Below are 26,690 nucleotides of genomic sequence, written 5' to 3'. Positions count from 1 at the left end.
GATCCATTCATGGTCCGCCGGGTGAACGGGGCATGAATGGATTCGCACTAGGCGCAGGTGTCGTCGGCGGCGTTGGTGAAAGCGAGGTTCTCGGGGAGTGCCGGAGCTTCCGTGCTGCCCTCGACCTGGGTGGCTTCGATCGGCTGTCCGAAGACCGTCGGTGCGGTGGTGTAGCCGGGGTAGTCGGCGCCGAGGACGACCTCGACCACGCTGTCCAGACCAGCGGACTGTTCGATGACGGCTCCGGGTATGGCGGAGGCGACGGTAGCAGCCTCCGATTCCTGACCGGGCGAGAAACGTACGACGGTCTGCGCCGCAGAACCGACGAAGTTGCCGACGTCGAGAATCTGGAAGCCGTAGGACGCGAGCTCGCTCGACGCGGTGGCAGCCATGCCGGCGGTGTCCGAGGCGTTCGAGACCTGCACGGAGACGGTCGCCGGGTCGACGGCGAGTGTGGGGACCGTCGGCTCTGCGGGGGACTCGGGAGCGGGCGTCGGCTCGGCGCGTTCCTCTCCGGGGAGGGGGAGGTCGTCGATGATCGCTCGGAACAGGGCTGCGATGGCGCTGTCGACGGGGATCTCGTTGCCCCATTCGTTGGTGCCGTCCGTCGGGAGCGTGAGGAACGTGACGGCGCCTGCGTCGACGTTCTGCAACGAACGTCCGAGCGTGATGAGGTCCTGCGTCTTGACGTTCTCGACGAAGGTGTCCCGGGTGAACGCGCTGACGAAGCCGTTGAGCTTGCCGGGATCGAGAAGGACCTGGTTGGACAGTGCGGACCTCAGCAGTGACGACAGGAATCGCTGCTGGCGTTTGATACGCCCGTAGTCGCCGTTGCCTTCGGTGTCGACGTGCCGTGCACGGACATAGTTCAGTGCGGTTCTGCCGTCGATCCTCTGTTCACCGACATTGGGGAGGACGGTGCCCAGCTCGTAGTCGACGAGAGGTTGCGCCGTGCAGACGTCGACTCCGCCGATTTCGTCGACCATCGACTCGAAGCCGGCGAAGTCCATACCGACGAAGTGGCCGATTCTCAGGCCCGAGATCTTCTGGATGGTCTTCACGAGACACTTCGGTCCGCCGAGTGCGTAGGTGGCGTTGAGCTTGTCTCCATCGGCAGCCGGGTACATCTCACCGGTGTAGCTGTTGGTGTCGTTGTCGAACGCTTCGCATTCGGGGCGTTCGACGTCGAGGTCGCGAGGAAAGGACACGGCGACGACGCGGCTACGGTCGGCCGGGATGTTGACCAGCATCACGGTGTCCGATCGGGCGCCCTCGGCGTCCTCGACGGTTCCGGCGCCGATCTCGCCGCTGGCACCGGCCCTGGTGTCGGTTCCCACGATCAGGTACGTCTCGTCGCCGTACTGCCCGTCGGCGTCGACGACGTCGGTGGAGTTGGGGTCGAGCGCGGCAACCTGAGCGAATCCGCGGTCGGTGCTTCGGAGGTAGCCCCAGACGACACCGGTCAGTGCCACGGACAGAATGGCGATGATCGACACCAAGCCTCGAGCCATGTTCTGCATGCGCTTGCGGCGGCGCACCTTGCTCATCGCGAGACGGGTCAGCGCGGGGCGCGACTCGGCGGGTACACCGACTGCTTCCGGGAGCGCGGTCACCGGGGGAGGTGTGCTGTCCGTGATCGGATCGATCTTCTCGGTGGGGGCCTCGACGTCGGGCTCCCGTCGAGCGCGTTCTCCGGTCGACTCTCTGGGCGTGCGCGGTGCCGGGCGCTCGTCCTCGGAATCGCGATCCATGAGCTCGGCGACGGACACGGCGTCCGACTTGCCGGACGGCTTCTTACCGAATCTCTTCAGCAGACCGCCGTTCGATTCCTGCTCGGGCTCGGGTTCGGGGTCGGGTTCCGAAGCCTGTGGCCTCGGCGCGGCGGAAGGCCGAACGGACTCGGACTCCGGGTTGTGGATTCGCGAGATCGGTCGTTCCCACGGCGCGCGACCGTCGGACATGGAAGAGCCCGAATCTCGATCGTCAACCACGGATTCGAACCTGACCTTCCTCGAACACATCTTCTCGCCGTCGATCGGGCGATCCCAGCAATGATACTGAGGAATTCGATGTGGTCCACTTCAGTACGTTCGGCCGGGCGTCGGTGCAGGTCAGCCTCCGGAATGCATGAGGTCTGCGCCCGCCGGGACCGAGATGTCCTCCGGGTCGTCGAGCCACCCCTCCGGCAGTGACACCGCACCGGGAGAGCCCTGGCGACCACGAGGACCTTCGGCGTCCTTCGGGAAAGGAACCGACGGGTCCAGTTGTCCCAGTAGGTCGTCGAGCTCGGGAAGGGTCTTGACCAGCGCCATGGACACCCGGAGGTCCGAGCCGGCGGGGAAGCCGCGTAGGTACCAGGCGACGTGCTTGCGGAGCTCGCGCAGGCCTCTGTCCTCCCCGTGGTGTTCCGCCAGGAGCTCGGCGTGCCGCCTGATGACGACGGCCACCTCGCCCAGCGTCGGTGCAGTGGGTTCCTCGCGGCCGGCGAACCGAGCGCTGAGCTCGGCGAAGAGCCACGGCCTGCCGAGGCATCCGCGACCGACGACCACACCGTCACAACCGGTTTCGGCCATCATTCGGACAGCGTCCGACGCCGAGAAGATGTCGCCGTTGCCGAGGACCGGCACGTCGGTGACGTGTTCCTTCAGGCGTGCGATCTGCGTCCAGTCGGCGGTGCCGGAGTACCGCTGCGACGCCGTCCGCGCATGCAGTGCGACAGCGGCGGCGCCTTCGGCGGCTGCGATTCGTCCGGCGTCGAGGTGGGTGTGGTGCTCCTCGTCGATGCCGACGCGGAACTTGACCGTCACCGGAACATCGGTTCCCTCAGTGGCTTTCACGGCCGCAGCGACGATTCTTCCGAACAGGTTGCGCTTGTACGGCAGTGCCGCGCCGCCACCTTTTCTGGTGACTTTGGGAACCGGGCAGCCGAAGTTCATGTCGATGTGGTCGGCGAGGTTCTCGTCGACGATCATCTTCGCGGCCGCGTACGTCGTGTCCGGGTCGACGGTGTAGAGCTGGAGTGACCTGGGCGTCTCGGTCGGTCCGAATGTGGTCATGTGCATCGTGGCGGGCTGGCGTTCGACGAGTGCGCGCGCGGTCACCATCTCGCAGACGTACAGACCCGAGGTGCTGCCTGCGCGCTCGAGTTCCTGCTCGCGGCACAGGGTGCGGAATGCCACGTTGGTCACACCGGCCATCGGTGCCAGTACCACTGGGCTTCGGAGTTCGAGTGAACCGATCCGCAATGTCATGGGTGAAGCCTCGTTCGTGTTCTTCTCGGAGATGGTCTGTCGGCCGGCAGCGGAGCCTGCGGTGCTGCCTGTCGGATTCACGAGCGAAGCCCTACACCGCGGTCGAGGTGTAGGGCTTCGATCGCTGGTCTGTAGATCAGGAAGCTCGAGATCAGGAAGCTTGCTTCTCTGCCTTCTTCGCCTCGCGAGCGAGCGAGCGATCGCGCATTTCCTCGAACTTCGTCGCCTGCTTCTCGAGGTCCTCGAGGAACGCGGCCAGCTCTTCACGCTTGTTCTCGCCGCGTCCGGTGAAGTCGTCGCGCTCGAAGATGCGCCACTTGCGGAGCACCGGCCACACGACGTCCTCGAGGTGCTGACGCAGGTCGTAGATGCCGTGCTTGGCCATCAACACACCGTTGCGGCGGAAGTTCGGCATCCCAGCGCCGGGCATCTGGAAGTTCATGACGATGTCCGACAGCGCGTCCAGCGTCTGATCCGGTGCGATGTCGAGGGCCGCAGCGCTGATGTTGCGGTAGAAGATCATGTGCAGGTTCTCGTCCGCCGCGATGCGCTGGAGCATGCGGTCGGCGATGGGGTCGTCGCAGACCTTGCCGGTGTTGCGGTGCGACACACGCGTCGCGAGCTCCTGGAACGTCACGTACGAGACGGAGTGAAGAAGACCCGTCTGCGAACCGGCGGGAGAGGCGAATCCGTTGGTCATGTGGATCATGCGCGCCTGCTCGAGGGCAACGGGATCGACCCCGCGGGTCACGACGAGGTAGTCACGCATGACGATGCCGTGACGGTTCTCCTCGGCGGTCCACCGGCCTACCCAGGTGCCCCAGGCGCCGTCCTGCGAGAAGTTCTCCGCGATCTCGCGGTGGTACGACGGCAGGTTGTCCTCCGTGAGGAGGTTCGTGATCATCGCGGCCTTGGCGACCTCGGACAGTTTGCTCTGCTCCGGGTCGTAGTCGATGCCACCGAGTTCGGCGAAGTTGCGGCCTTCGTCCCACGGCACGTAGTCGTGGGGATGCCACTCCTTCGCCATGGACATGTGCCGGTTGACGTTGTCTTCCGCAACCGGAACGAGCTCCTGGAGCAGCTCCAGCTGTGTCAGATCCCTCGCCATTACATAGCCTCCATACATTGCGGACAACGGTCTCGAGCTTACGGCACCGTAACCACGCTGTGAACTCCGCTGAGTTCGCTGGGCGCGGCACGTCACCGGCTGATTTGTCGGAGAATCCCCCGAAGGGTGTGTTCGTTCCCCGAAGTCGAACCGTTACCGAGTGTACGACCGTGCACCTCGGAAGTGTGCGTACTCGTAGCTGGGAGTGCGCTGCGAATCCGTCGGCGACCCGATGCAACATACCGCTCGGCCCGGTGGCGGGAGAGGTGGTGAAGTGCCCCCAGTAGGACTCGAACCTACGACCTGCGGATTAAAAGTCCGTAGCTCTACCAACTGAGCTATAGGGGCGCGGATCGAAAGTGTAGTGGGTCCGCCCCGGCACTTCGCCACGCCCCCTGGCGCGCTCTCGAAAAGAACACCGGGAGGGTTCGGTCACCGACCGAAACTGCTGCATCCGTCGGGTGCCGGTATCCCGGCGAGCCTGTCGTCGATCCACTGATGGGAGCCGGGGAGCCCGGAGACGGCGACGATCATGTGTTCGCCGACGTATTCCTCCAGTCGAACCTGGGCGCCGCCCGCGCACCATTCGTCGTACAGGGTTTCGGCGCCTTGTTTGGGAATCCAGAACTCGTGCTGTCCCTGATAGATGAAGACCGGCGCCGACGGTGTGAGGTCACCACCCATGCGGGTCTGCCGGATGATCTCTTCGGCTATGGGCGTTCGGTCGACGTTCGGCACGTCGGAGAGAGCCTGGACAGGAATCGGCGCGACGAGGCCGCCGGGCGCGAGCAGGTACACGCACATGTCCTTGGCGATCTGGGCGAGTCGCAGCCCGTTGGCGTTCATCAGTTGGAACATCTCGGGATATTCACGTGCCACGCCCATCGCGGCCGACAGGAACAGGGTCGATGCGGCGTTGTTGCCGTTCATCGACCCGAGGAGGATGCGGTAGTCGATGGGGGCGCCGCCGAATGCCGTTCCGACGATGTTGACGTCGGGTGCGTACACCGGTGCGAGTTGGGCCGCCCATCCGGATGCGATGGCGCCTCCGGAGTACCCGGTGATGGCGATCGGTGATTCGGCAGGCAGGCCGAGTGACGGCAGATTCACCATGGCGCGAAGGGCATCGAGGACGGCGTGCCCCGCCATGCGTCCGGCGGCGTACGCCTGACGCGGGCCTTGATGGTCGGTGACGACGACGGCGTAGTTCTTGGCCAGGAAGAGTTGTACCGCAGCGATTTCTGGTGCGATCCCGCGTGGCAGTGTCCAGGACGGCGCGCATGTCTGGCCGAGTGAGTCGATTGCCATGTTGTAGGCGACGACGGGTCGGGGTCCCGGCCCCGCCCAGGGTGCTGTCGGCACGATGACGGTGGTAGCTCCGGCGACCGGCCTATCCTTCGAATCCGTTGTTCGGAAGAGGATCTGTGTCGATTGGACAGGGGTGAGCAACGGGCCGACGGTGACTGTTCTGGTGTTGAGAACCGCGCCGGGAGAATAGCTTTCGAATCCTGGTGGTGGATCGAACCACGGCTCGCCCAGTGGTGTTGCCGCGGCCAGTGTCGGGTCCTGGGCTGGATCGAGGAAATCGGACACCGGGTCGGCGTTCGCCGTCCAGGTGGCGGTGGTCAGCAGCGCGACGCTGAAGATTGTTGCTGCCGATCGGCGGAGGATGGTTCGAAGAGTCATGCGTGCCCCGAATTCGTTGTCGTCGTTGACCACGATGTGTTGTGGGCCACAGTAAGGGCGAGTTCGGGTGGGCGAGTGCTTCCGGCGCTTTCGGAGGCGAAACCGTTATACGAACCCCTTCTGAGACTTGCACGGCCACAGCGATATCGGCGCCGAGACGTGCGAATGAATCGAACTGGCAACGAATCCCGGGGTGTTCGATTGTTTCGACGCCATCGGTGTGGTCGAGCGGTCCAGAATGTCTGCGTGGCAGGGGATTCGTGACCGGCCGGGCTCGGTCGACCGTCGGCACGGTAGAAGTGTGTCGGACCCGTGGCCGATGGGAGTGCTGCATTTCGAGTCCATCGGAAGAGGCGCTTCACACAATTGTGACGCTTTTGTGGCGGAGGTCTCGATTTCGCCGTGCGTCGAAATCGTGGATTGACACCGGCGGGCTATATGTAAAGCCGTTCGGAATTGCTCGGTGTAGAGCTCCAATAGCGCGGCCCGCGACAAAGAAACGGCTCGAGTGCGCACCCCCTGCAGCGCACTCGAGCCGGCCTGATCGTACCACTCGGATTGTTTGAAGACAGCTCGGAGATTTGTCCGGATTACTGTTTCCAGCACTTTTTCCGAGCGAGTGGTCGGTCTCGAGTGCGCTGGTTCAAGTACGCTCGACTAGCGGTACTGCCTGCTGATAGATGCAGGTCGCTCGGGTTCGGAGGCACGGAAGCAATGGCACAACAAGAGCGCGCTCGGCGAACCCGAGCAGCGATAGTCGAAGCGGCGGCATCGGAGTTTGCACGCCGCGGGTACGCGGCTGCGTCGGTGAACACCATTCTGGAGGGCTCGAATGCCACCAAGGGTGCGATGTACTTTCACTTCCAATCCAAGGAAGACCTGGCTCGTGCCGTTCTGACGGCCGCGCTGGACCGGTACGTCGCCATCACGGAGAAATGGCTCGATTCGCCGCTGCACCCCTTCGAGGTGATCCGCGGGATCATCGACGACCTGGCGCTCGGGTTCCAGAACGACGTGATCGTTCGTGCCGAGTTCCGGCTGATAGTCGAGCCCGAGTTCTACGCCGAGATTCAATCCGGCGGAGGCCGTGTGTGGGGCCGTGCGGGGGTGCAGCTCGCGCGGAAGGCCCAGGAGATGGGGGACCTCGACCCCGAGTTCGGCCCGGAGAAGTTCATCCGAGTGCTGTCTGCGTCTCTTGCCGGCCAGCGGTACATGGCCGACCTCGTCTCCGACAGTCGCGATCTTCGCGTGATGTTCGAGGAATCGCTCGAAGTCGTACTTCACGCGATGGCGTCACCGGCATGGCTGGACCGCTGGAAGGCTGAAGGATGGCGCGAAAACACCGCAGAAACCGAGTCTGACCTGCCGGTTTGAGTTTTCTGCGAAAAGTGTCCTAAGCTATCCCAGCTCCCAACGGAACGCCGTTGAGGGTAGCGGCGGAGCAGTTCGGAACCGAAGAAATTCGGGTCCGGGTCATTCCGTCGGGCCCCCTTCGTCTAGCGGCCTAGGACGCCGCCCTTTCAAGGCGGTAGCGCGGGTTCGAATCCCGTAGGGGGTACGCAGGAAACGATCGGAATTGACAAACCGGTCGGCAGTACAGCAGTCTCTTGCAGGCCGCCGCGGTTCGAAGCAGGTTCAAAGCCTGCTAAGGTCTACGGCGGGAAGTTCCTCCGGGAATGTTTCACAGCAAGGCCCTGTGGCGCAGTTGGTTAGCGCGCCGCCCTGTCACGGCGGAGGTCGCGGGTTCGAGTCCCGTCAGGGTCGCAAATTCGATGCGAAAGCATCGGCTTGCGTGTAGTTCACGAGATGGCATTGTCACCGGTGCCGCCCGGCCAGGTAGCTCAGTTGGTACGAGCGTCCGCCTGAAAAGCGGAAGGTCGCCGGTTCGATCCCGGCCCTGGCCACCACAGCGTTCACAAGCCTCCACCGAGAAACTCGGTCGGGGGCTTGTTTCGTTTCCGGTTGCCGCAGGCTCCGCTTCACGGTCACGGCGCCGACCGAGTTGCCGGACGGTTACGCTTCTCGCTGTGGACGTGATCGACAGCGCGCAGCGCGCCTTGGCCGCGGGTGACCTCGACGGCGCTCGGGAGCGTCTGTACGAGGCGCTGAGGACAGCGCCGGCATCCCAGCCCGTTCTGGAACTGCTCGCGTACACCCACCTGTTGCGGGGTGATCGTGCTTCCGCTGGGGCGTCGTGGTTCCTGACCGACAAAGCCGACGACGACCCGACCGCGTCGTCGGCGTTCGAGGCCCTGGCTGCCCGTCACCGTTCTGCTCTCGAGTTGGCGAAATCGCTGCCCATCAACGCCCCGTCTCGGTACTACCCGGAGCGGGCTCGCGCGCGGCTCGACCGATTGGTCACCGCAATCGCAGCCGGCGGGCAGGAGTGGGTGCCACCCAGGGACACGGTGTACTTCGACGAGGCGGGCGTCGATGTCGACGATTTCGTCGACGACGAGTTCTCGGACGGAAGCGTGACTCGCAGCGGCAGGCCACTGCGTCAGCGTGTGTTGGCGATTCTGGTGATCGTCGCGATCGCGGCGACGTCCGCATCGGTTGTGTTGGCCATTGTGTTCTCCTGACACACTGCGCGACGGTCGGAGATACTGCAGGCGTAAAGTTTGTTTTTCGACACCGTCCGGAACAGAAGGCACCATCATCGATCCCACCCCGCAGGAGACGAGTCACCGCGACGCCAACTACGCGGTCAATCTTGCGCAGGCCCGCGTCTTCGCGAGGAGTCTTGCCGAGCACATCGAGAAGTGTTCGGCCTCCATCGAGGTTGCGCAGGCCCGGTCTTTTCGAGCGCGCGCGGACAAGGCCTTGACCCGGGCACGTGAACTCGACAGCGAAGCGGCCACGTTGCGTCGTGAGCTCTACGAGATGTATCGCCAGATCGACAACATGACCGCCCGCTTTCCCGAACTACGCGGAGACCCCGCTCTGCGCAACTGAGCCCGGCGCCAACACGTGCCCCCAGCGCGCCAGTGCTATCCGTCGTGACTCGGAATCGTGGCTGTCGCGGCCCTCGGCGATCGTGATGACCGTCCGCGCCAACTCGAACAGGCTCACCCTGTTGTCACGGGCGGTGGCGAACAGGTCGTTCACCGCGGCAGTGACGGTCACGCCGCATCGGCCGACGAGCACACCCGTCGCGATATCCACATCCGAGCGCGATGCGGGTCCCCGAGACACCGTTGTTTCGGGATTTCTCTCAGTCATGAACGTTCCTCGTACCTCTCGTGTGCTTCGGTGGTTCCGGAGCCGACGTCGTCTGCTCTCGGATCGCTCACTCTGCCATATGGATCCGACTGGAAAGTAGCGAAACAGCTACGAATCGGTGGGCTTGGCTCGAACGTGCATCCGTTCGCCCTGCGGGCCGAAAAGACTGAGGATTTCCACAGGGCGATCGTCGACTGCACCGAACCAATGCGGTACCCGGGTGTCGAACTCGGCGGCTTCGCCCGGCTTCATGACGATGTCGTGTTCACCGAGAACGAGGCGCAATCGACCGTTGAGAACGTACAACCATTCGTACCCCTCGTGGACACGGGGCGACGGCTCGGTGCGCACCGGATCCACGACGAGTTTGTACGCCTGCATCCCGCCCGGCCGACGGGTCAGCGGGTGAATGGTCACGTGCTCGCGGCGTACCGGGGTGCTCTTGATGCGAGGGTCTTCGACGGGCGGTGGGCTGATCAACTCGTCGAGCGGAATCTGGTGGGCCCGTGCGATCGGCAACAGCAGCTCGAGGCTCGGTTTGCGTGAGCCGGATTCCAGCCGCGAGAGTGTGCTGACGGAGATGCCCGTGGTGTCCGCCAGCGCGGAGAGTGTTGTTCCGCGTTCGCTGCGCACCTTCCGCAGGCGCGGGCCGACGCCTGCGATGACCGAACCGACGTCGTCCTCGGAAGTGCTCATGAGGATATTGCAGTTTCGGCAAACAGTTTTGTCAAGCGCGAGTCACGGGCAGGCGAATGCGGCCTGGTCGTAGATCCGCTGCGCCTGCTCGGTCGTCGGAACGGCGTCGCCCTTCGCGGCCTCCACCTCCAACTGCGCAACGATGTCCGACTCCGGGGTACCGCCGGCGATCTCCGTACAAGTACTGGACAGGAGGTTCTCGATCGCGGTGTCGTCCCTGCCCTCGGCCAGCCCACCGAACTGGGCACGGAACGCGACCACGAACGCTTGCACCTTGGCCTCGTCGAACACGCTTCCGGCGCGATCCCGGACACTCGTCGCGATGCTGCTTGCCGAGCCGGCGGCGTTCTCGAGCGACCGATCCGCGTCGGATCGATCCTCCGCAGTGCACCCCGCAAGAAGCAGGGCACCGATCACGACGGACAGGGCCGCAGTACGGGTTCGCGAAACGATCGTCATGTCCGCGATGCTATCGCGCATCACCGACGTCGCCTTTTCACCCTCATCGGCCCCTGATCGCGCCCATACTTGTGCAGTGACCCCCGACGTCGCACACACGACCGTCCGAGTTCGGCACTCGCGCGTGCACCGTGACGCGTACGGCAGCACCGCCGCCGAAGCATTCATGATCATCGCGATCGTGACGATCCTCGTCACCCGCTTGTATCTGGAACTCACCCACTACCCCCAAGTGGGTGGCAAGACCCTGCACATCGCACACGCGCTGTACGGCGGCGCGCTGATGATGGTGGCGTTGCTCGTCGGGTGGCTGTTCATCGGGTTCGGTGTCCGGGCGCTGGCCGTCGTCCTCGGCGGCGTCGGATTCGGGCTGTTCCTCGACGAGGTCGGCAAGTTCGTCACCAAGGACAACGACTACTTCTACGGTCCGTCGTCGGAAATCATGTACGTCCTCGTCGTCGTGGTCCTCGTGCTGAACCGCATCGTGCGGGATTCCCGACGGCCTTCCCACGAGGAGACTCTGGCCAATGCGGCCGCGATCGCGGCGGAGGGCGTCGCACACGGGTTGCCGGATCATCGCCGGGAATGGGCGTTGCGCATGGTCGACCGCGCGGAAGCCGAGGGCGCCGAGGTCGATACCGTCGCCGGTCTTCGATTGTTGCTGGAGGGTGCCCCGGTGACGCGTTCGCGGTTGTACGACGCTCGCATGTTCGCGCCGCGGCTGATCCCTGGCTTCCTGAAGAGTCCGCGCCTGGTTCCGGTGGTGGCGTGGGCGATGACGGCTGCGTCGTTCGTCGGTGTGGTCTTCGGGGTGGTCGAACTGACGCTCGGTGGACTCGATCTCGACACGCGCGACAGGACCATCGATATCGATGAAATGGGAATTGCCGGCGGAATTCTGTTCGCGTCGTCGGCGATCACGTTTCTGCTCGCGTTTCCGGCCGTGCTCCGGCTTCGCAAGGGCAGATTGTGGCCACTTCGATCCCTGCGTATCGCCGCATTGGTGTTCACTCTGCTGAATGCCTTGGTCGATTTCGCGCAAGAAGGATTCACGGCGCTGATCAATGTCGCGATCGGATTGTTCACAATGGCTGTTCTTTCTCACCGAATCTCGGTGCGAACGGCCGAGATCGCCGAGGAGAACGCGTCGCGGGGCGACGTCGTGTCGATGCCGAAATAGACTTGTCAGGACGGAAAATCGAGCGTTCGACGGGTCTCGAAGACACACCGTTCGCCGGTGAAAGGATCGTCGAAACTCAGCTCACGAGCCAACAGTGCCAGGGGACGGGAATAGTCGTCGTGAGCGACCTCGTAGAACGTCGGGTAGAAGTTGTCCCCGACGATCGGCACTCCCAGCGAGCTCATGTGCAATCGAAGTTGATGTGTGCGTCCGGTTTTGGGTGTCAACGTGTACCGTGCCCAGCCGTCGTGGACGGCAGCGACCTCGACCAGTGTCTCGGCGTTGGGCTCGCCAGGTACCTCTTCGGCACGAAGAACGCCGCGCTCTTTGACCATTCGACTTCTGATCACCAACGGAACGGTCAGGTTCGGATCGTGGCGAGCGATGGCGTCGTAGATCTTGGTGACGGTACGAGCCGCGAACAGTTCCTGATACGCGCGCCGCACCTCGGGCCGGATCGTGAACACGAGAACTCCGGCGGTGAGCCGATCGAGGCGATGGGCGGGCGACAGATCCGGCAGGTCGAGTTCCCGACGGAGAACGACCAGCGCGGACCGCGCCACATAGGCACCGCGGGGGGTCGTCGCCAGAAAGTGCGGTTTGTCCACGACCAGAAGGTTCTCGTCGCGATGCAGAATCTCCATCGGGAACGGCACGACCGGTTCGACGGGCGGGTCTCGGTACAGATAGATGTCCGCGCGAGGACGCACCACGGAATCCAGCGAGATGGGAGTGCCGCCTGCATCGACGACCTCACCCAGTGCAACCTTCTCGCGAAGCCTCCTCTCGTCCTGCGGAAACCGCGAAATCAGGTATTGCAACACAGTGACAGGGCTCGGGTCGTCGGGCATCCGAATCCGAGTCGGACCGAGCCCGTCGCGCACGGGTAGGGGAGCACGCGCCATGCGCCCACCCTAGTTGCTCGGGATCAACAGCCACTCGGCGCGGGCTCGCCACGTAACCGAGCGTCGAGCCAGAGGTAGGCCTCGGGGAGGCCGAGGACGGTCGCGGAGAAGTGCTCGGCCGCAGGGTATCCGCGGAACACGACGTCGGCGCCCGATCGGCAGTATCGGTCGACCATGTCGGCGACAGGCTGGTACGGGGCGATGAAGTCGTTGACGCCCTGCCACACGAACAGTGGTGCCGTCGGGACTCCGTCGTAGAAGGTGACACTGTTCTCGCGTAGTACTTGTTGCGCACTCGGTGTGTCCGCCAGTGACGCGGCGGTGCTCAGGTCGCGAGCGCTGTGGAAGGCGCCGTCGATGAGGATCGAGCGTCGGCACTCGTTGAACATCTTGTTGCGCAGTGCGATTCCTCGGTCGTTGAGGTTGCTGGTGATGGGGAATCGACCCGGGTACTCGCGTTCGAGCCCGAGCGCCACCGCCATCGCCATGCCGAAGCCCGGGTGCGGTAGCGGGCTGTACGCCAGGTTCTGGGCGATCTGCGCCAGATCGGCCGGGATTCCACCCTCGGCGATTCCGGCGATGTCGAGATCCGGCGCGTACGTCGGCGCGAGCGCAGCAGCGAAGGATGTCGCGAGTCCACCGCCGGAGTAGCCCAGTAGGCCGACCGGCGAGTCACGGAGCGGCAGTTGCTCGAACCGCTTCACCGCTCGTACACCGTCGAGGGTGATCTGGCCCGCCATGCGCGCGGCACCGTAGGCTGCCGTCGGGCCGAGGTAATCCGGCACGGCAACGGCCCAGCCGCGGGCGACCATTCCCAGATACACGGCCGGTGCTTCGATCAGTTCCTCGGAGAACAACCCGTGCGACGGTGCGCATTTGGTGCCGAGGGCATTGACGATCGCCTGGTACGACACGAGGGGCGTGCCCTCACCGTGTCCCTGCGGCATCAGGACAGTCGTCACGGCCGCGATGGGATCGCCTGCGGAATCGGTGGAGCGAAACTTGACCTGCCACACGTCGGTGCCCGGGTACGCGGACGTAGGGACACGTCGGCTGTCGAGGACGTCGCCGTTGGCGGCGTCGGCCACGTCGGCGGGCGCGGCGTAGAACGGATCTGGATCGGCGACCAGTTCGACGGGTTCCGCGGCAGCGGTGGCCGGAAACCCGACCAGGGCGCCGACGGCTGCCAGCACTACGAACACAGCGGTGATGCGAGAACGCACGGATCTTTCCTTCTTCTCGGGCGGGCGGTGATCAGGCAGGTACGGGAACGGGCGGCGGCCCCGCGACCCGTTTGGGCAAGGCGAAGGCAAGCACCGCCGCACACGCGACGACGGCGGACAGTACGAAGAACACGTGACGCTGAGCGACGATGTACGGCTGTGCGGCGATCCACCCGGTGCTGCCCGGTGGGAGTGCGTCCGACAGCGTCGACAGTCGGTGGAAGAACAGCAGTCCCACGAGAGCGATTCCGACGGCTTGACCGACCTGCTGGACGGTAGGGATCAACCCCGACGCCGATCCGACGGTCGTGTCGTCGGTGCCCGAGACGATCGTCGTCTGCAACGGTGCGACGAACACGCCGATCCCTGCGCCGCCGACGAACAGTGGTGGTGCCAGCAGGGCGAGGCTGTGTGCCGTGTCCTCACGGTAGGTGAGGGCGGCGAAGCACATCATGGATACACCGAAGAGGACGAAGCCGAGCGGCAGCATCCGAGTGCCGAGCCGTGCGAACAAGGTTGGAGACAGGACCGAGAACACCGCGGCGCCGACCGCGAACGGCAACGTGATCACGCCGGTGCGCATCGGCGACAACTCCAGGCCGAACTGCAGACTCAGCGAGACGGTGAAGAAGAAGCCGGTGAACGAGCCGAACATGAGAACGGACAGGGCGCAGCCGAGTGCGAACGTACGTTGCCGGAACAGATCGACCCTCACCATGGGGTGGCGTCCGGCTCGGCTCCATCGCCGTTCGTGGAATACGAACAGCGCGAGGACCGCGAGCGAGGCGAGAACTGCCGAGGTGCCGCCGATACTCCATCCGTGCTCGTAACTGTGAGCCAACGGATAGATCAGAAGGACCAGTCCGAGGGTGGACAGAACTACTCCGAGAACGTCGAGACGCTGAACGCCTGCGGGTTTCTCACGCGAGAAGCTCGCGGCCGCGATCACCATCGCCCCCACGCCGAGCGGTGCGTTGACGAGGAACACCGACCGCCAACCCCAGCCGAACATGTCCAACGAGACCAGGATCCCTCCGACGGACGGACCCAGAATCGCGGCACCGCCCGCGGTGGCACCGTACAGCGCGAACACGACGCTGTGGCGCTCGCGCGGAAACGCCGTGGCGATGATGGCGACGGTCTGAGCGGACACCATCCCGCCCGCGATGCCCTGCAGAACTCGCGCGGCGATCAGCAGCGTCGGCGAATCGGCGGCCCCGCACAGGATCGAGGCAGCGACGAACACCGACATCCCGGTTACGAAAACCGTTCTCCGGCCGACGATCCCGCCGAGCCACGCCCCGGTCAACAGGGTGCATGCGAACGCCAACGTGTAGGAGGACACGATCAGCGATTGCGCGCTCGAACCAGCATCGATGTCGGTGGCGATGGACGGAAGAGCCACGTTGACGATCGTGACGTCGATCATCAACATGAACACGGCCACCAGGCACGCGGCAAGCCTGCGCCGTGCCGTGCGCCGTGGGGGTTGCACTGTCCTACGCGGTTTTTCCGGTCATCGACTGGGCGAACGAGTAGTCGCCGGTGGTCGCGACGGACTTCAGAATTTCACTGATCTTGGCGTTGTACCGCGCCACCGAATCCCGTGCGATGTCGGTGCCCGGGTACATGAAGGTCGTCCCGGTCTCGTTCTGGAATCGGTTGATCCACATGTACACCTCGTCGGAACTGCCCTGATTTCCGAAGAGTCCACCGTTGACGCTCGAGACGATGTCCGCGCCGGGCAGCGTACGGACATCGACGTACGAAATCATCGGCGCCGACCACCCGGGTCGGGTTCGAATACCCGTGTCGGGTGTCACGAGTTCGAGGACGCGGTGGTACGAGACGTCGGACAGTGCCTTTCCTGCGTCGAACGCGCGCTGCGCGACCCCGGCGAGGTGCGAGAACGTCTGGGTCCCCGAGACCGGGAATTGAACGGGGACGAGACTGGAGAACCAGCCGATCGCGCCGAACTCGGCGGGCATGCTCCTCGTGCTCTTCGGAGTCAGGCCGAGGTAGGTGAGGTGGCCGGCCAGTTCGTACTCGGTGATCGCCGCCGCAGCGAAAAGGCCACCGATGAACTTCGCTCCGAACCTGGCACAGGCCTCGTCGAACGCCTCGCCCTCGGCTCGGTCGAAGAGCGGCTGCGTGGCCACCTCGGATCGCGTGTACTTCTCGAGCTCACCGAGGGGAAGCGCGAAGGACGGCAGGTCTCCACCGTTGGCCTTCACCAGTTCGACCCATTGACGCACTTCGGGCGAATCGAGTGTCAGCTCGCCGGATGCGGTGCGTTCGCGGGCGCAGTACTCGAGGTAACTGCCGAGGCAGGGTTGCACGTCCAGCGTCCCGGCAACCGCGTCGGTGTAGAGCGAGCGCAGCTCGAAGAACGTCAGTGCCTGAGATATCCCGTCGGTGTCGAGGTGATCCACCGCTGCGTAGACCGTGAACCCGTCACCGCGGTCGATCACACCGAACGAGAAGCAGTCCCAGGACGTCGGACCGGGTGTCGTGTTCTGTACGTGGACGCGCAGGGCTTCCTCGTCGTCGAATCTGCCGTGCTCGGTCGGTGCGAGCTCGATGTCGTCCGCTGAGGCCTGATGGCGCACGACACCGGTGTCGTCGGTGACGAACCACGTCGAGAACGTGTCGTGTCGTCGGACGAAACCGTTGATCGCGCTATCCATGGCGGCCGGGTCCAGCGGTTCGAAGATGTCGAAGGTGACCAGACACAATCGAGAGAACCGAAAACCCGAGTCGCGATTTCGGTACGCGGACTTCAGGTATTCCTCCTGGATGTGCGACGCGGGTGTCGGGTGCGGCGGCGCAGCATGCACGCGTGCCCTCGACTCGGGTGTCGCGGTCCACGTGGTCACCAGTCCTGGCTGTGGTTTCCAATCGCCGATGAGACCGAAACTGACCACGTGGACCCCTTCTCCCGACAACAAGGTGTATTCGGATGCGCAGCACGAAGCGTGCCGACGCGGGATCCATCATGGTCGTGCAGGCATGACATGGCGACGGTTTCCGGCTTGTGAGACGGCCCAAACATGGCCTGCTCCAACGCCGACTTCTCTCAATTCTCGTCGGTCGACGCGATCGGTGATGCAGTCCGACTTACCATTTCACAAATGTCGCACCGCCCTGCTCTGAAACTGCTCGCCGCGCTCGCGTCGGCGTGCTTGTTGTCCTGCGTTGCGGCTGGAGGTGCGGGCGCAGACCCCGGCGGCGGTGCCGCGGTTGTGTCGAACCGAGTGATCGCGGACCGGACCAGCGTCGTGGACGTCTTCTCTCCCTCGATGGGTAGGCCGATTCCGGTCACGGTGTACCGGGCCGCGAATCCTGAAATCCCTGCTCCTACTCTGTATCTGCTCAACGGTGCCGCCGGTGGAGACGGTGGCAGCAGCTGGTTCGACCGCACGGACATCGCCGGGTTCTTCGGCGACCAGCAGGTCAATGTCGTCGTACCCACCGGGGGTGCGGCAAGTTACTACACCGACTGGTACCGCGACGATCCAGTTCTCGGGCGCAACCAGTGGGCGACCTTCCTCACTCGTGAACTGCCCGCGGTGGTCGACGCGGAGTTTCGTGGCAACGGAACGAACGCGATTGCAGGTATCTCCATGGCGGGAACCTCGGTGTTCCAACTGGCCCTTGCCCATCCGGGCTTCTACACGGCAGCCGCGTCGTACTCCGGGTGTGCCATGACGTCGGATCCGCTGGGGCGTGCGTACGTCAAATCCGTCGTCGAAATGCGCGGTCGGGGAAACACTCTCAACATGTGGGGTCCGGACTCGGATCGGGCGTGGACGGACAACGACCCGTACGTGAACGCGGAGAAGCTGAGAGGAACCGAGCTCTACCTCTCCAGCGGTAGCGGACTGCCGGGGCCACTCGACACCATCGACGGGCCGGATGTGAACGGTAGTCCGGGAAAGCTCGTGGAACAGTTGGCCGTCGGAGCCTTGATCGAGTCGGCGACCGACCGGTGTTCGCGCATGATGCAGGCTCGTCTCGATTCTCTGGGGATCCCGGCGACCTACAACTTCCGAGACAACGGCACGCATTCGTGGGGGTACTGGCAGGGCGACCTGCACGATTCCTGGCCACTGCTGGCCCGGTCGCTCGGGGTGGCGTAGATGAGCGACGTCCTGCGCAATTCGTGGCGCGAGGCGCTGTGGTCCGTCGAGGAACTGACGGCCGCGAAACAGGGGAGAACCGTGTCGGTCGTTCTCCCCGCGTTGAACGAGGAGGCGACGGTCGCGGCCGTGGTTCGGTCCATCCTGCCTCTGCTCGGCGGTCTCGTCGACGATCTCCTCGTCCTGGACTCGGGATCCGTCGACGCGACGGCGGCCGAGGCGCGTCGTGCGGGCGCCCGAGTGGTCACCCGTGAACAGGCGGTACCGCATCTGCAACCCCGACCCGGCAAAGGGGAAGTCCTGTGGCGATCACTGGCCGCGACCGATGGAGACCTCGTGGTGTTCGTCGACTCCGACCTGCTGGACCCGAACCCTCGGTTCGTGCCGTCACTTCTGGGGCCGCTGCTGCTGGACACGGGGGTGCAGTTGGTCAAGGGGTTCTATCGTCGACCGCTCCGAGGCGACGGGATGACGTCCCCGAACGGCGGTGGGCGAGTGACCGAGATGGTGGCGCGACCCCTGCTGGCCGCTTTGCTACCGGACCTCGCCGGTGTTCTGCAACCGCTGGGCGGCGAGTACGGCGGGACGCGCGAGCTTCTCTCGTCGATACCGTTCGCCCCCGGATACGGTGTCGAGATCGGGATTCTCATCGACACGTATCGGCGCCTGGGCGTCGACTCGATCGGTCAGGTCGGCCTCGGTGTGCGGGAGCATCGCAACCGTCCGACGTCCGAGCTGGCGGTGATGAGCAGGCAGATAATGGCGACGATGTTCGGTCGACTCGGCATCGCGGACTCCGCCGTCGGGCTGACGACGTTCGGCTTCGAAAGCGACCCGTTCCGGGGCGTCACGAGCGACGTTCTGGGACTCGACCGGCCGCCGATGGCCGAGGTGTCCGCGACAGCGAGCGAGGAGATCAGGGCGTCCTGACGCCGCTGCAGAGTTAGGCTCGGTCGGTGAGCGCGCAGCGAGGTTGGACCACGTCGGACATCCCGGATCAGACGGGCAGACGATTCATCGTCACGGGGGCCAACAGCGGACTGGGGGAGGTGACGGCCCGGGCCCTCGGGGCAGCCGGCGCCGACGTGGTGCTCGCCTGCCGCGACACCGGCAGAGGCGACGAGGTCGCGCGCAGCATCGGGCCGCGTGCGCACGTACGTCGACTGGATCTGGCGGACCTGTCGTCGGTGAGGACGTTCGCGCACACCGTCGACACCGTCGACGTGTTGATCAACAATGCGGGCGTGATGGCGTTGCCTGAGCGCCGGACTGCCGACGGGTTCGAGATGCAGTTCGGCACCAACCACCTGGGGCATTTCGCTCTGACGGGGCTGCTGATCGAGAAGATCACCGACCGCGTCGTCACCATGTCCAGCGGCCTGCACCGGATCGGTCGGATCCATCTGGACGATCTGAACTACTCGCGCCGGCCGTATCGTCGGTGGCCGGCGTACGGGCAATCGAAGCTCGCGAACCTGATGTTCGCACTCGACCTCGACAGACGGTTGACCGCGGCGAATTCAGCGATCAAGTCCGTTGCCGCGCACCCCGGTTACGCGACGACCAACCTGCAGGGCCACACCGAGTCCGTACAGGACGCATTCCTGTCGGTGGGGAACCGAATCGTCGCCCAGTCCGCAGACATGGGTGCTCTCCCCGAGTTGTACGCAGCGACATCACCCGAGGTCACCGGTGGCTTGTACATCGGACCGAGCGGTCGGCAGGAGTTGCGAGGGTATCCGACGATCGTCGCTCCCAGTCGGCCTGCGCGGGACCGCGCCGTTCAGGAGGCGCTGTGGGACAGGTCGGAAAGACTGACCGGAGTGCGCTTTCCCTCTCTCGGGAGTCGGTGACGCCGTGGGGGTGACCGGTATCGGATCGCCCTCCACGGCGCCTGGGCGTCAGATGCTGACGACCATCTTTCCCGTGTTCTCACCGCGGAGCAGCCCGATGAACGCGCGAGGCGCATTCTCCAGACCGTCGACGACGGTTTCGTCCCACTCGACGACGCCGTCGGCGAGCCATCCGGCCATCTTCTCGGAGAACTCGCCCGCGAGGTGGCTGTAGGAACCGACGATGAATCCCTTGAGCGTCAATTCCTTTCCGATGGCGAGGGCAAGGTTGCGCGGCGCGGCGGTCGGCTCGGTGGCGTTGTACTGAGAGATGGCCCCGCACAGTGCAAACCGGCCGTACTTGTTGGCGGACGCAAGTGCTGCTTCGAGGTGATCGCCACCGACGTTGTCGAAGTAGACGTCGATTCCGTCCGGTGCGGCGTCGGCGAGCTGCTTCTTCACCGGTCCGTCGTGGTAGTCGAACGCCGCGTCGAATCCGAGCTCCAGCAAGCGCTTCACCTTCGCCGGTGAGCCTGCGCTGCCGATTACGCGAGCAGCGCCCAGAGCCTTGGCGATCTGCCCGACGAGGGACCCGACCGCGCCTGCCGCGCCCGAGACGAACACGGTGTCGCCCGGCTCGAACTGCGCAACGGCGGTCAGCCCGGAGTACGCGGTCAGACCGGTCATTCCCAGCGCGCCGAGGTACGCCGACGCGTTCGCCTTCGTCAGGTCGACGACACGAGCCGAATCACCGTCGAGGACAGCGAGATCACGCCATCCTTTGCCGTGGGAGACGGCGTCGCCGACGGAGATCGCGCTGTTCTTCGATTCGATCACTTCGCCGACGGCTCCACCGTCGAGAGGTGCGTCGATCTGGAACGGCGGGACGTAGGACTTGACGTCGTTCATTCGTCCGCGCATGTACGGATCCACCGACATGAAGAGGTTGCGTACCAGGATCTGACCGTCCTCCAGGGCGGGCAGTTCGGTGGTCACGGTCCGAAAGTTCTCCGGCGTGGGCTCACCGTGTGGCCTGGATGCGAGATGAATTTCGTTGGACTGCATACGGTATCGCCTCAGTCTTCCGTGACCGTCACGGTCACGTCGATGTTGCCCCGGGTGGCGTTCGAGTACGGGCAGACCTGATGCGCCTTGTCCGCGAGGGCCTGAGCTTCGTCACGTGCCAGGTTGGGGAGGGTCACCTCGAGCGTCACAGCGAGCTGGAAGCCGCCTGCGTCGTTGGGTCCGATGTCGACTCGGGCGCCGACGGCCGAGTCGGTGACGTCGGCCTTGTCCTGGCGAGCGACCATCTGCAGGGCCGAGTGGAAGCACGCGGCGTAACCGGCGGCGAACAACTGCTCCGGGTTGGTGCCGTTGCCGCTTCCTCCCATGGCCTCGGGAATCGCGAGGTCGAGGTCGAGACGGCCGTCGGACGTGCGGGCGTGCCCGTTGCGTCCTTCGCCGGTGGCCAGTGCTTCTGCGGTGTAGATCGTCTTCATTCCGATACGCCTTTCGTGTTGTGCAGCGCGTTGGTCAGTGTGATCAACGAGTCGCGGAGGTGTTCGAGGTCCTGCACGGTCATGCCGGTCTTGCCCGCAAGCTCTTTCGGGATGTCGAGGGCATGACGGCGTCGGTCCTTGCCTTCGTCGGTGAGATGAATCTCTACTCGACGCTCGTCCGACGCCAGGCGTCGACGTTCGATGAGGCCGAGTCCTTCCAATCTCTTCAGGAGCGGAGACAGTGTGCCGGTGTCGAGATCCAGTTCTGCGCAGATCTCCCGCACTCCGCGCCCGTCCTTCTCCCACAGCACCAGAAGGACGAGGTACTGGGGATATGTCACGCCGAGGCGCTCGAGCATCGGGCGATACACCGCGGTGGTAGCCCGCGATGCGGAGTACAGCGCGAAGCACACCTGACGGTCGAGCGCGAGGTCGTCTGACATAGGAACGAATGTAGTGCACAACTAAGTTGTGCGCAACCTATCTAGACAAGCACATGGGGAACGCGCACGTTCCCCATCCTGACTGCTTTACCGGGTCAACGTCTCCGTCAGTCCGTCGAGAACGATCGTCGCCGCCGTCGGACCGGCGTTGAGGTACCACGGATCGTCGTCGACGGTCACGATGTGGCCTTCGGTGGACGCGCTCATCCCGGTCCACAGGGGGTTGGTGGTGTACGTCTGCTGCCGGGAACCCGGGCCGTTGTCCTGACTGCCGACGAAAACCCAGTCCGCATCGGCCGATTGGATCTCTTCTTCACTGAAATCCTGTGACGTCTTGTCGAACTGCTGGCTTTCCGGGCGTGCAAGACCTGCATCCCAGGCGATGTAGCCGGCGAACGACGGAACCCCGAACACTCGGGCGCGGTCGGCAGTGAACCGCACGAACGACACGGTGTCGTCGCCGACCTCGTTACCGAGATCCTGTGCACGCGAGACGAAGTCGTCCACGAACGACTGCGCCTGCTCGGTTCGGCCGAGAGCATCCGCGAGCAGCAGGAAATCCTGCTTCCAGTTGACGCCCGTGCCCTCGGTCAACACCGTCGGCGCAATCGCCGACAACGTCTCGTAAATGTCCTCGGACGCAGCCTTGTTCGCGAGAATGAGATCAGGCTCCAGCGCCGCAATGGCCTCGAGGTTGGGGGCCTGCCTGTTCCCGACGTCGACGAACTCCGCCATCTCCGCGCTGAACTGCGGGAATTCACGGCCGACGTAGTCCGGAACCAGGGCTGCTCCGTCACCGTAGGCAACGCCGGTGGGAACGACGCCCAGTGTCAGTACCGCGTCGAGTTGGCCGGTGGCGATGACGACGATTCGCGTGGGCTCGGCCGGTATTTCCGTCGACCCGCCGAAATGAACGACGGTGCGGGGGAAGACACCGTCGTCGACTCCCGGGGAGCCCATCCCGTCGGGAATGCCGGTCGGGCCTGGGGCCTCGACGACCGCCGGTGCCGCGAGAGTCGTCGTCGGTGTGGTGCTCGGGTCGGCGGGGGTCTCGCTCGACCCGCATGCGGTGACGAGTACTGCGGTGGCGAGAAGGGGCAGGAAGATCGGTGCGCGTTTCACGAGGCCTCTGGGTACGAGATCGACAAGATGAGGTAACGCTATCCTGCATCAGCGTCAATAAACAATATCTGTGTCAGATATAGTTCTGTGGCATGAACCACCCCGCCGACGACGTCGCCCGCGGCCTTCTCGAGGTCGCATTCGACCTACGCCGCGTTCTTCGGCTCCACCTGGACACCTCCGGTACCGACGAGACGCTGCCGCTCGCACAAGCCGAAGTCGTCCGAACGATCCTGGCGTTCCCGGACAGTCGGATCGGTGAGGTCGCCGCCAGACTGCGACTTCGCCCCAACACCGTCAGCACGCTGGTGCGCACACTGGTCGACAAAGGCCTGATCGACCGGCACCCCGACCCAGCCGACGGCCGAGCCGTCGTGCTCCGGGTGAACGGCGAACGGGCGGCCCGACGCGAACGCCGGGCCGACCGCAGGATCGAGGTACTTTCAGCCGAAATCGCGAAGCTCCCCGCTGCCGAGCGTCGGGCAGTGGAGGACGCCATGCCGATCCTTGCGAAGGTGAACGACGCGCTTCGCCGCTCACCGGAGGATCGAGGTCAGAATTAGCGAACGGCGCGCGGCGCCTCGACGAGATTGCGCAGCGACGCCTCGACCTCGACGGTTCCGCGTGTCTTCAGCCCGCAATCCGGGTCGACCCACAACCTTTCGGCGGGAACCGAATTCAGTGCCGCGAGGATCGAATCGGTTTTGGAGAGCAGGAGGAACATCACCGGGTTCCCTCTTGCGTCGCCGTCCGTGGTCTTCGGGGCTCCTCGCGACCGCTGGGCGGACCGACTGCACGCATGAGCGCAGGTGCCGCGCCCGCCCCCGTGGAGAGGCGTGCTACCGTCTGTTCCATGCAGCGCACGTATTTCTGGTTTAGCAGGCCGGCCCCGGGTGGGTCAGCCAGCGACGCCATGCGCTGAGACCCCACCCCACGAGCCGGATGCAGACCGGCTCGAAGCGTGCGTGGAGCTCTCCGAGGGCCGGTCTGAGAATCGAAAAGGATTTCTCATGACTACAGCTGTCACCCCTACCGATACGTCGTTGGACGATCAGCGCACCATCAGCATCAGCCCGCTGGTGGCGCCGTCGTTGCTGCGACGTGAGCACGCCGCCGACGACGCGGTGTCGTCGACGGTTCGTCGCGGCCGCGCCGGTGTGGTCGACATCCTGAACGGCGCGGACGACCGTCTCATCGTGGTGGTCGGGCCGTGCTCGGTGCACGACACCGAGGCCGCGATGGAGTACGCACGCACACTCGCCGAGAAGGCGTCCGAGCTGGGCGATCGGTTGCACATCGTCATGCGCGTGTACTTCGAGAAGCCGCGTACGACGCTGGGCTGGAAGGGCCTGATCAACGATCCGCACCTCGACGGCTCGTTCGACATCAATTCCGGTCTGCGCGTGGGGCGTCAGCTGCTGGTGGACATTTCCGCTCTCGGACTGCCGGTCGGGTGCGAATTCCTCGACCCGATCACGCCGCAGTACATCGCGGACCTGGTCAGCTACGGCGCCATCGGTGCTCGCACCGCAGCCAGCCAGGTGCATCGCCAGCTGTGCAGCGCTCTGTCGATGCCCGTCGGGATCAAGAATTCGACGGAAGGCGACATCCAGGTCGCGGTCGACGGTACCCGTGCTGCCGCCTCGAGCCATGTGTTCCCCGGTACCGATCTGGACGGCCAGGCCGCGTTGATTCGCACCACCGGCAACCCGGACTGCCACGTCATCCTGCGCGGCGGCACCGACGGACCGAACTACGACGCAGAATCCGTCGCCGACACGGTCGCGCGTCTGCGGAAGTCGTCGCTACCCGAGCGCGTCGTCATCGACGCCAGTCACGGCAACAGCCGCAAGGACCACAACAAGCAGGTCGACGTGGTCACCGACGTTGCCCGACGCCTCGGCGAGGGTGAGCACGGCATCGTCGGTGTCATGCTCGAGAGCTTCCTCGTCGCAGGCCGTCAGGATCTGACGCTCGGACGCAAGGAGGACCTGACCTACGGCCAGTCCATCACCGACGCGTGCCTCGATTGGGACACCACTGCAGCACAACTCGATGTGTTGGCTGCCGCCGTCGAGACTCGCCGCGGTTAGCGGACACCGCGCGGCCGGAACTGCACGCTGATGCGTGGTCCGGTCGCGCGGGTGCTCTTGGGGACGGCGTGCTCCCAGGTGCGCTGACACGAGCCGCCCATGACGATCAGATCGCCATGTCCCAGTGTGAATTTCAGTGATGTGCCGCCTCCACGGGGGCGCAGCATCAGTTGCCTGGTGGCGCCGAGCGAGACGATGGCGACCATCGTGTCCTCGGTGGCGCTGCGGCCGATGTTGTCGCCGTGCCACGCCACACTGTCGGATCCGTCTCTGTAATAACACAATCCGGCCGTCGCGAACGTCTCGCCCAGTTCCCGGCCGTAGTGTGCGTCGAGTGCGTTCTTGGCTTCGTCCAACGCCGGATCCGGCCACGGCTCGGATTCCGAATAGAACCGGACCAGGCGAGGCACGTCGACCACGCGGTCGTACATCCGACGCCGCTCCGACCGCCAGTCCACCGCGTCGACGAGGCGGTCGAACAGATCGATCGAGCCTGCCCATCCCGGCCTCACGTCCACCCATGCGCCGTTCGACAGTGCCCGCCTGCTCACGGTCGATCCGAGAGGACCGAACCGCTCCTCGTCGTCGGTGAACAGCGAGCCCTGAAGTTCCACGCTCATCACGCCAGCGTAGCTGCATTCGAACGTATGTTCCACTCATATCAAGGGGTGGCTGTTACGAGGTTAGGCGACCCTTCCCAGCGTGCTACTTTAGTGAACCTAAACCAACTCTCGGAGGGTTCTGTCGATGTACATAGGGTCGCCGACGCGTCGTATCACCGCGTTCCTCGTTGCTGCTTCGATGGCAACGGCGCTGGTCGGATGCAGTACCGACTCCGGTGACTCTGCGGCCGACACCGAGACGTCCGCAGCGACCGGGTCGGCCGCGGCGGCGGGTTCGTTTCCTGTCACCATCGACTCCGCTCTCGGAAGCGCCACCATCGACTCGGCCCCGACTCGCGTTGCCACCTGGGGTTGGTCCAACCAGGATGCTCTCCTGGCCTTGGGCGTGGTGCCGGTCGCAATGCCGGCATTCGTCGGTGAAAGCTACGGCGCCGACGCCGAGGGCGTGCTGCCGTGGGATCGAACCGCTCTCGGTGAACTCGGCGCCGCGACTCCCACATTGTTGGCTGGAGACGGCACCGGCCAAGCCCCGATCGAACAGTTCGCCCTGGCCGAACCCGACCTGATCTTCGCGCCCTACTCCGGCATGAGCCAGGCCGAGTTCGACGCGCTGTCCGAGGTCGCGCCCGTCGTCGCGTATCCGGAGCGACAGTGGACCGCGTCGTGGCAAGAGCAGGTGACGATTGCAGGCGAGGCCCTGGGCAAGCAGGACGAAGCGGCCGCGGTCGTCGCGGATACGGAGAAGAACATCGCTGAGGTCGCGGCGAAATACCCCGCGCTGAAGGACAAGTCGATCACGGTCGCCCTGCCGAACGAGCCCGGTGTGTTCTCGGTGAGCAAGGACGACGACGTGCGCGTGGAGTTCCTCGAGCAACTCGGTCTGGTCAACGAGGAGTCGATTCAGCAGTCCGATCCCACCGACGACGCCGAGGCCGTGTACTTCGACCTCAGTTACGAGAAGGCGTCGGCGATCGCATCGGACGTCCTCTTCGTCGTCGCGTACGACAAGCCGTCCCTGGCCGCGTTCCTGGCGGAACCGGTCATCGCCGAGCTTCCCGTCGTCGCCGATGGACGAACCGCTTCGACCGAAAGCTTCTCGGTGGAGAAGAACTTCGCGTTCGGTGGACTCACCGTGCTGACCATTCCCGTCGTCCTGGACGATATTGCGTCTGCGTTGAACGCTGCTGCGGAGAACGTCGACTGACCGAC

Annotated in this window: 26 protein-coding genes, 4 tRNA genes and 1 pseudogene; 13 read left to right on the top strand and 18 right to left on the bottom strand. The window is 64.8% G+C overall.

Annotation, left to right across the window (positions count from 1 at the left end):
• Positions 1 to 47: 47 nt before the first annotated feature.
• The 5 genes from CH290_RS22305 to CH290_RS22285 form a co-directional block, all read right to left on the bottom strand.
• Positions 48 to 1,961 carry an LCP family protein gene (locus tag CH290_RS22305; protein ID WP_094620678.1) on the bottom strand — a complete coding sequence of 638 codons (1,914 nt, stop codon included), beginning with the start codon at positions 1,959 to 1,961 and terminating at the stop codon, positions 48 to 50.
• A 150-nt stretch (positions 1,962 to 2,111) separates the two neighbouring features.
• On the bottom strand, positions 2,112 to 3,251 hold the full coding sequence (gene dusB, locus CH290_RS22300; protein WP_026348172.1) for a tRNA dihydrouridine synthase DusB: 1,140 nt from the start codon (positions 3,249 to 3,251) through the stop codon (positions 2,112 to 2,114).
• Positions 3,252 to 3,402: 151 nt separating this feature from the next.
• A complete protein-coding gene (locus CH290_RS22295; RefSeq protein WP_019667341.1) occupies positions 3,403 to 4,359 on the bottom strand; it encodes an acyl-ACP desaturase in 957 nt (318 codons plus the stop codon).
• A gap of 275 nt (positions 4,360 to 4,634) precedes the next feature.
• Positions 4,635 to 4,707, bottom strand: a tRNA-Lys gene (locus CH290_RS22290).
• A gap of 84 nt (positions 4,708 to 4,791) precedes the next feature.
• A complete protein-coding gene (locus CH290_RS22285) occupies positions 4,792 to 6,078 on the bottom strand; it encodes a lipase family protein (RefSeq protein WP_019667340.1) in 1,287 nt (428 codons plus the stop codon).
• 681 nt (positions 6,079 to 6,759) lie between these two features.
• Between CH290_RS22285 and CH290_RS22275 the strand changes: the two genes are divergently transcribed.
• The 6 genes from CH290_RS22275 to CH290_RS30020 all read left to right on the top strand — a co-directional run bounded on the left by CH290_RS22275 (position 6,760) and on the right by CH290_RS30020 (position 9,000).
• Entirely contained in the window at positions 6,760 to 7,419 is a 660-nt protein-coding gene (locus CH290_RS22275) for a TetR family transcriptional regulator (protein WP_019667338.1), read from the top strand.
• A gap of 111 nt (positions 7,420 to 7,530) precedes the next feature.
• Positions 7,531 to 7,603, top strand: a tRNA-Glu gene (locus tag CH290_RS22270).
• Between the two features lie 132 nt (positions 7,604 to 7,735).
• Positions 7,736 to 7,809 (top strand) — tRNA-Asp (locus CH290_RS22265).
• A gap of 66 nt (positions 7,810 to 7,875) precedes the next feature.
• Positions 7,876 to 7,952 (top strand) — tRNA-Phe (locus tag CH290_RS22260).
• 120 nt (positions 7,953 to 8,072) lie between these two features.
• The gene (locus CH290_RS22255; protein WP_033190677.1) at positions 8,073 to 8,627 is read left to right on the top strand and encodes a DUF6584 family protein; all 555 of its coding nucleotides are present in this window, start codon (positions 8,073 to 8,075) and stop codon (positions 8,625 to 8,627) included.
• Entirely contained in the window at positions 8,614 to 9,000 is a 387-nt protein-coding gene (locus tag CH290_RS30020) for a hypothetical protein (protein WP_141216209.1), read from the top strand. The genes CH290_RS22255 and CH290_RS30020 overlap by 14 nt, the downstream gene beginning before the upstream one ends.
• Here the strand turns inward: CH290_RS30020 and CH290_RS22250 are convergent.
• From CH290_RS22250 to CH290_RS22240, 3 genes are all read right to left on the bottom strand, one after another.
• Positions 8,971 to 9,267, bottom strand: a complete 297-nt coding sequence (locus tag CH290_RS22250; RefSeq protein ID WP_230594378.1) for an ANTAR domain-containing protein — start codon at positions 9,265 to 9,267, stop codon at positions 8,971 to 8,973. The genes CH290_RS30020 and CH290_RS22250 overlap by 30 nt on opposite strands.
• Before the next feature lie 108 nt (positions 9,268 to 9,375).
• Positions 9,376 to 9,963, bottom strand: a complete 588-nt coding sequence (locus CH290_RS22245; RefSeq protein WP_019667334.1) for a helix-turn-helix domain-containing protein — start codon at positions 9,961 to 9,963, stop codon at positions 9,376 to 9,378.
• A 42-nt stretch (positions 9,964 to 10,005) separates the two neighbouring features.
• Positions 10,006 to 10,422: a hypothetical protein gene (locus tag CH290_RS22240; RefSeq protein ID WP_230621132.1), complete on the bottom strand. Its 417-nt coding sequence runs from the start codon at positions 10,420 to 10,422 to the stop codon at positions 10,006 to 10,008.
• A gap of 76 nt (positions 10,423 to 10,498) precedes the next feature.
• Between CH290_RS22240 and CH290_RS22235 the strand changes: the two genes are divergently transcribed.
• Positions 10,499 to 11,602 carry a hypothetical protein gene (locus CH290_RS22235; protein ID WP_019667332.1) on the top strand — a complete coding sequence of 368 codons (1,104 nt, stop codon included), beginning with the start codon at positions 10,499 to 10,501 and terminating at the stop codon, positions 11,600 to 11,602.
• 5 nt (positions 11,603 to 11,607) lie between these two features.
• On the opposite strand, the gene CH290_RS22230 is transcribed toward CH290_RS22235, so the two are convergent.
• From CH290_RS22230 to CH290_RS22215, 4 genes are read right to left on the bottom strand one after another with little or no spacing between them, the layout of a single operon-like run.
• On the bottom strand, positions 11,608 to 12,507 hold the full coding sequence (locus CH290_RS22230; protein WP_026348170.1) for a pseudouridine synthase: 900 nt from the start codon (positions 12,505 to 12,507) through the stop codon (positions 11,608 to 11,610).
• Between the two features lie 23 nt (positions 12,508 to 12,530).
• Positions 12,531 to 13,730 (bottom strand): lipase family protein, encoded by a 1,200-nt coding sequence (locus tag CH290_RS22225; protein WP_033190679.1) that lies wholly within the window; start codon positions 13,728 to 13,730, stop codon positions 12,531 to 12,533.
• Between the two features lie 31 nt (positions 13,731 to 13,761).
• A complete protein-coding gene (locus CH290_RS22220; protein ID WP_230621133.1) occupies positions 13,762 to 15,225 on the bottom strand; it encodes an MFS transporter in 1,464 nt (487 codons plus the stop codon).
• A 4-nt stretch (positions 15,226 to 15,229) separates the two neighbouring features.
• Positions 15,230 to 16,654: a condensation domain-containing protein gene (locus tag CH290_RS22215; protein WP_019667328.1), complete on the bottom strand. Its 1,425-nt coding sequence runs from the start codon at positions 16,652 to 16,654 to the stop codon at positions 15,230 to 15,232.
• A 207-nt stretch (positions 16,655 to 16,861) separates the two neighbouring features.
• On the opposite strand from CH290_RS22215, the gene CH290_RS22210 reads away from it, so the two are divergent.
• The 3 genes from CH290_RS22210 to CH290_RS22200 are packed head-to-tail and all read left to right on the top strand — an operon-like array spanning position 16,862 to position 19,722.
• On the top strand, positions 16,862 to 17,869 hold the full coding sequence (locus CH290_RS22210; protein ID WP_033190681.1) for an alpha/beta hydrolase: 1,008 nt from the start codon (positions 16,862 to 16,864) through the stop codon (positions 17,867 to 17,869).
• Positions 17,870 to 18,799, top strand: coding sequence for a glucosyl-3-phosphoglycerate synthase (locus CH290_RS22205; RefSeq protein WP_033190682.1), 930 nt, complete (start codon positions 17,870 to 17,872; stop codon positions 18,797 to 18,799).
• A 26-nt stretch (positions 18,800 to 18,825) separates the two neighbouring features.
• The gene (locus CH290_RS22200; RefSeq protein WP_019667325.1) at positions 18,826 to 19,722 is read left to right on the top strand and encodes an oxidoreductase; all 897 of its coding nucleotides are present in this window, start codon (positions 18,826 to 18,828) and stop codon (positions 19,720 to 19,722) included.
• Between the two features lie 48 nt (positions 19,723 to 19,770).
• Here the strand turns inward: CH290_RS22200 and CH290_RS22195 are convergent, their stop codons facing one another.
• The 4 genes from CH290_RS22195 to CH290_RS22180 form a co-directional block, all read right to left on the bottom strand.
• The gene (locus CH290_RS22195; protein ID WP_019667324.1) at positions 19,771 to 20,766 is read right to left on the bottom strand and encodes an NADP-dependent oxidoreductase; all 996 of its coding nucleotides are present in this window, start codon (positions 20,764 to 20,766) and stop codon (positions 19,771 to 19,773) included.
• Positions 20,767 to 20,777: 11 nt separating this feature from the next.
• A complete protein-coding gene (locus CH290_RS22190; protein ID WP_019667323.1) occupies positions 20,778 to 21,200 on the bottom strand; it encodes an organic hydroperoxide resistance protein in 423 nt (140 codons plus the stop codon).
• A complete protein-coding gene (locus CH290_RS22185) occupies positions 21,197 to 21,643 on the bottom strand; it encodes a MarR family winged helix-turn-helix transcriptional regulator (protein ID WP_019667322.1) in 447 nt (148 codons plus the stop codon). The genes CH290_RS22190 and CH290_RS22185 overlap by 4 nt, the downstream gene beginning before the upstream one ends.
• Before the next feature lie 87 nt (positions 21,644 to 21,730).
• Positions 21,731 to 22,765 carry an ABC transporter substrate-binding protein gene (locus CH290_RS22180; RefSeq protein ID WP_033190683.1) on the bottom strand — a complete coding sequence of 345 codons (1,035 nt, stop codon included), beginning with the start codon at positions 22,763 to 22,765 and terminating at the stop codon, positions 21,731 to 21,733.
• A 92-nt stretch (positions 22,766 to 22,857) separates the two neighbouring features.
• On the opposite strand from CH290_RS22180, the gene CH290_RS22175 reads away from it, so the two are divergent.
• Positions 22,858 to 23,328 (top strand): MarR family winged helix-turn-helix transcriptional regulator, encoded by a 471-nt coding sequence (locus CH290_RS22175; protein WP_033190684.1) that lies wholly within the window; start codon positions 22,858 to 22,860, stop codon positions 23,326 to 23,328.
• On the opposite strand, the pseudogene CH290_RS22170 reads toward CH290_RS22175, so the two are convergent.
• A pseudogene (locus CH290_RS22170) lies at positions 23,325 to 23,465 on the bottom strand (hypothetical protein); the annotation flags it as partial. The gene CH290_RS22175 and the pseudogene CH290_RS22170 overlap by 4 nt on opposite strands.
• A gap of 310 nt (positions 23,466 to 23,775) precedes the next feature.
• Here CH290_RS22170 and CH290_RS22165 point away from each other — a divergent pair.
• Complete coding sequence (locus CH290_RS22165; RefSeq protein WP_033190686.1) at positions 23,776 to 24,858, top strand: 3-deoxy-7-phosphoheptulonate synthase; 1,083 nt, start codon at positions 23,776 to 23,778, stop codon at positions 24,856 to 24,858.
• Here the strand turns inward: CH290_RS22165 and CH290_RS22160 are convergent.
• Entirely contained in the window at positions 24,855 to 25,478 is a 624-nt protein-coding gene (locus CH290_RS22160) for an alpha-ketoglutarate-dependent dioxygenase AlkB (RefSeq protein ID WP_019667317.1), read from the bottom strand. The genes CH290_RS22165 and CH290_RS22160 overlap by 4 nt on opposite strands.
• Positions 25,479 to 25,605: 127 nt before the next feature.
• On the opposite strand from CH290_RS22160, the gene CH290_RS22155 reads away from it, so the two are divergent.
• Positions 25,606 to 26,685: an iron-siderophore ABC transporter substrate-binding protein gene (locus CH290_RS22155; protein ID WP_019667316.1), complete on the top strand. Its 1,080-nt coding sequence runs from the start codon at positions 25,606 to 25,608 to the stop codon at positions 26,683 to 26,685.
• Positions 26,686 to 26,690: the final 5 nt, after the last annotated feature.

It is taken from the genome of Rhodococcus sp. 06-156-4 (assembly GCF_002259345.1).
Lineage (GTDB): Bacteria > Actinomycetota > Actinomycetes > Mycobacteriales > Mycobacteriaceae > Rhodococcoides > Rhodococcoides fascians_E.
Note: the sequence above shows the minus strand (reverse complement) of the source record. Positions and strands in the feature narration are given on the sequence as shown.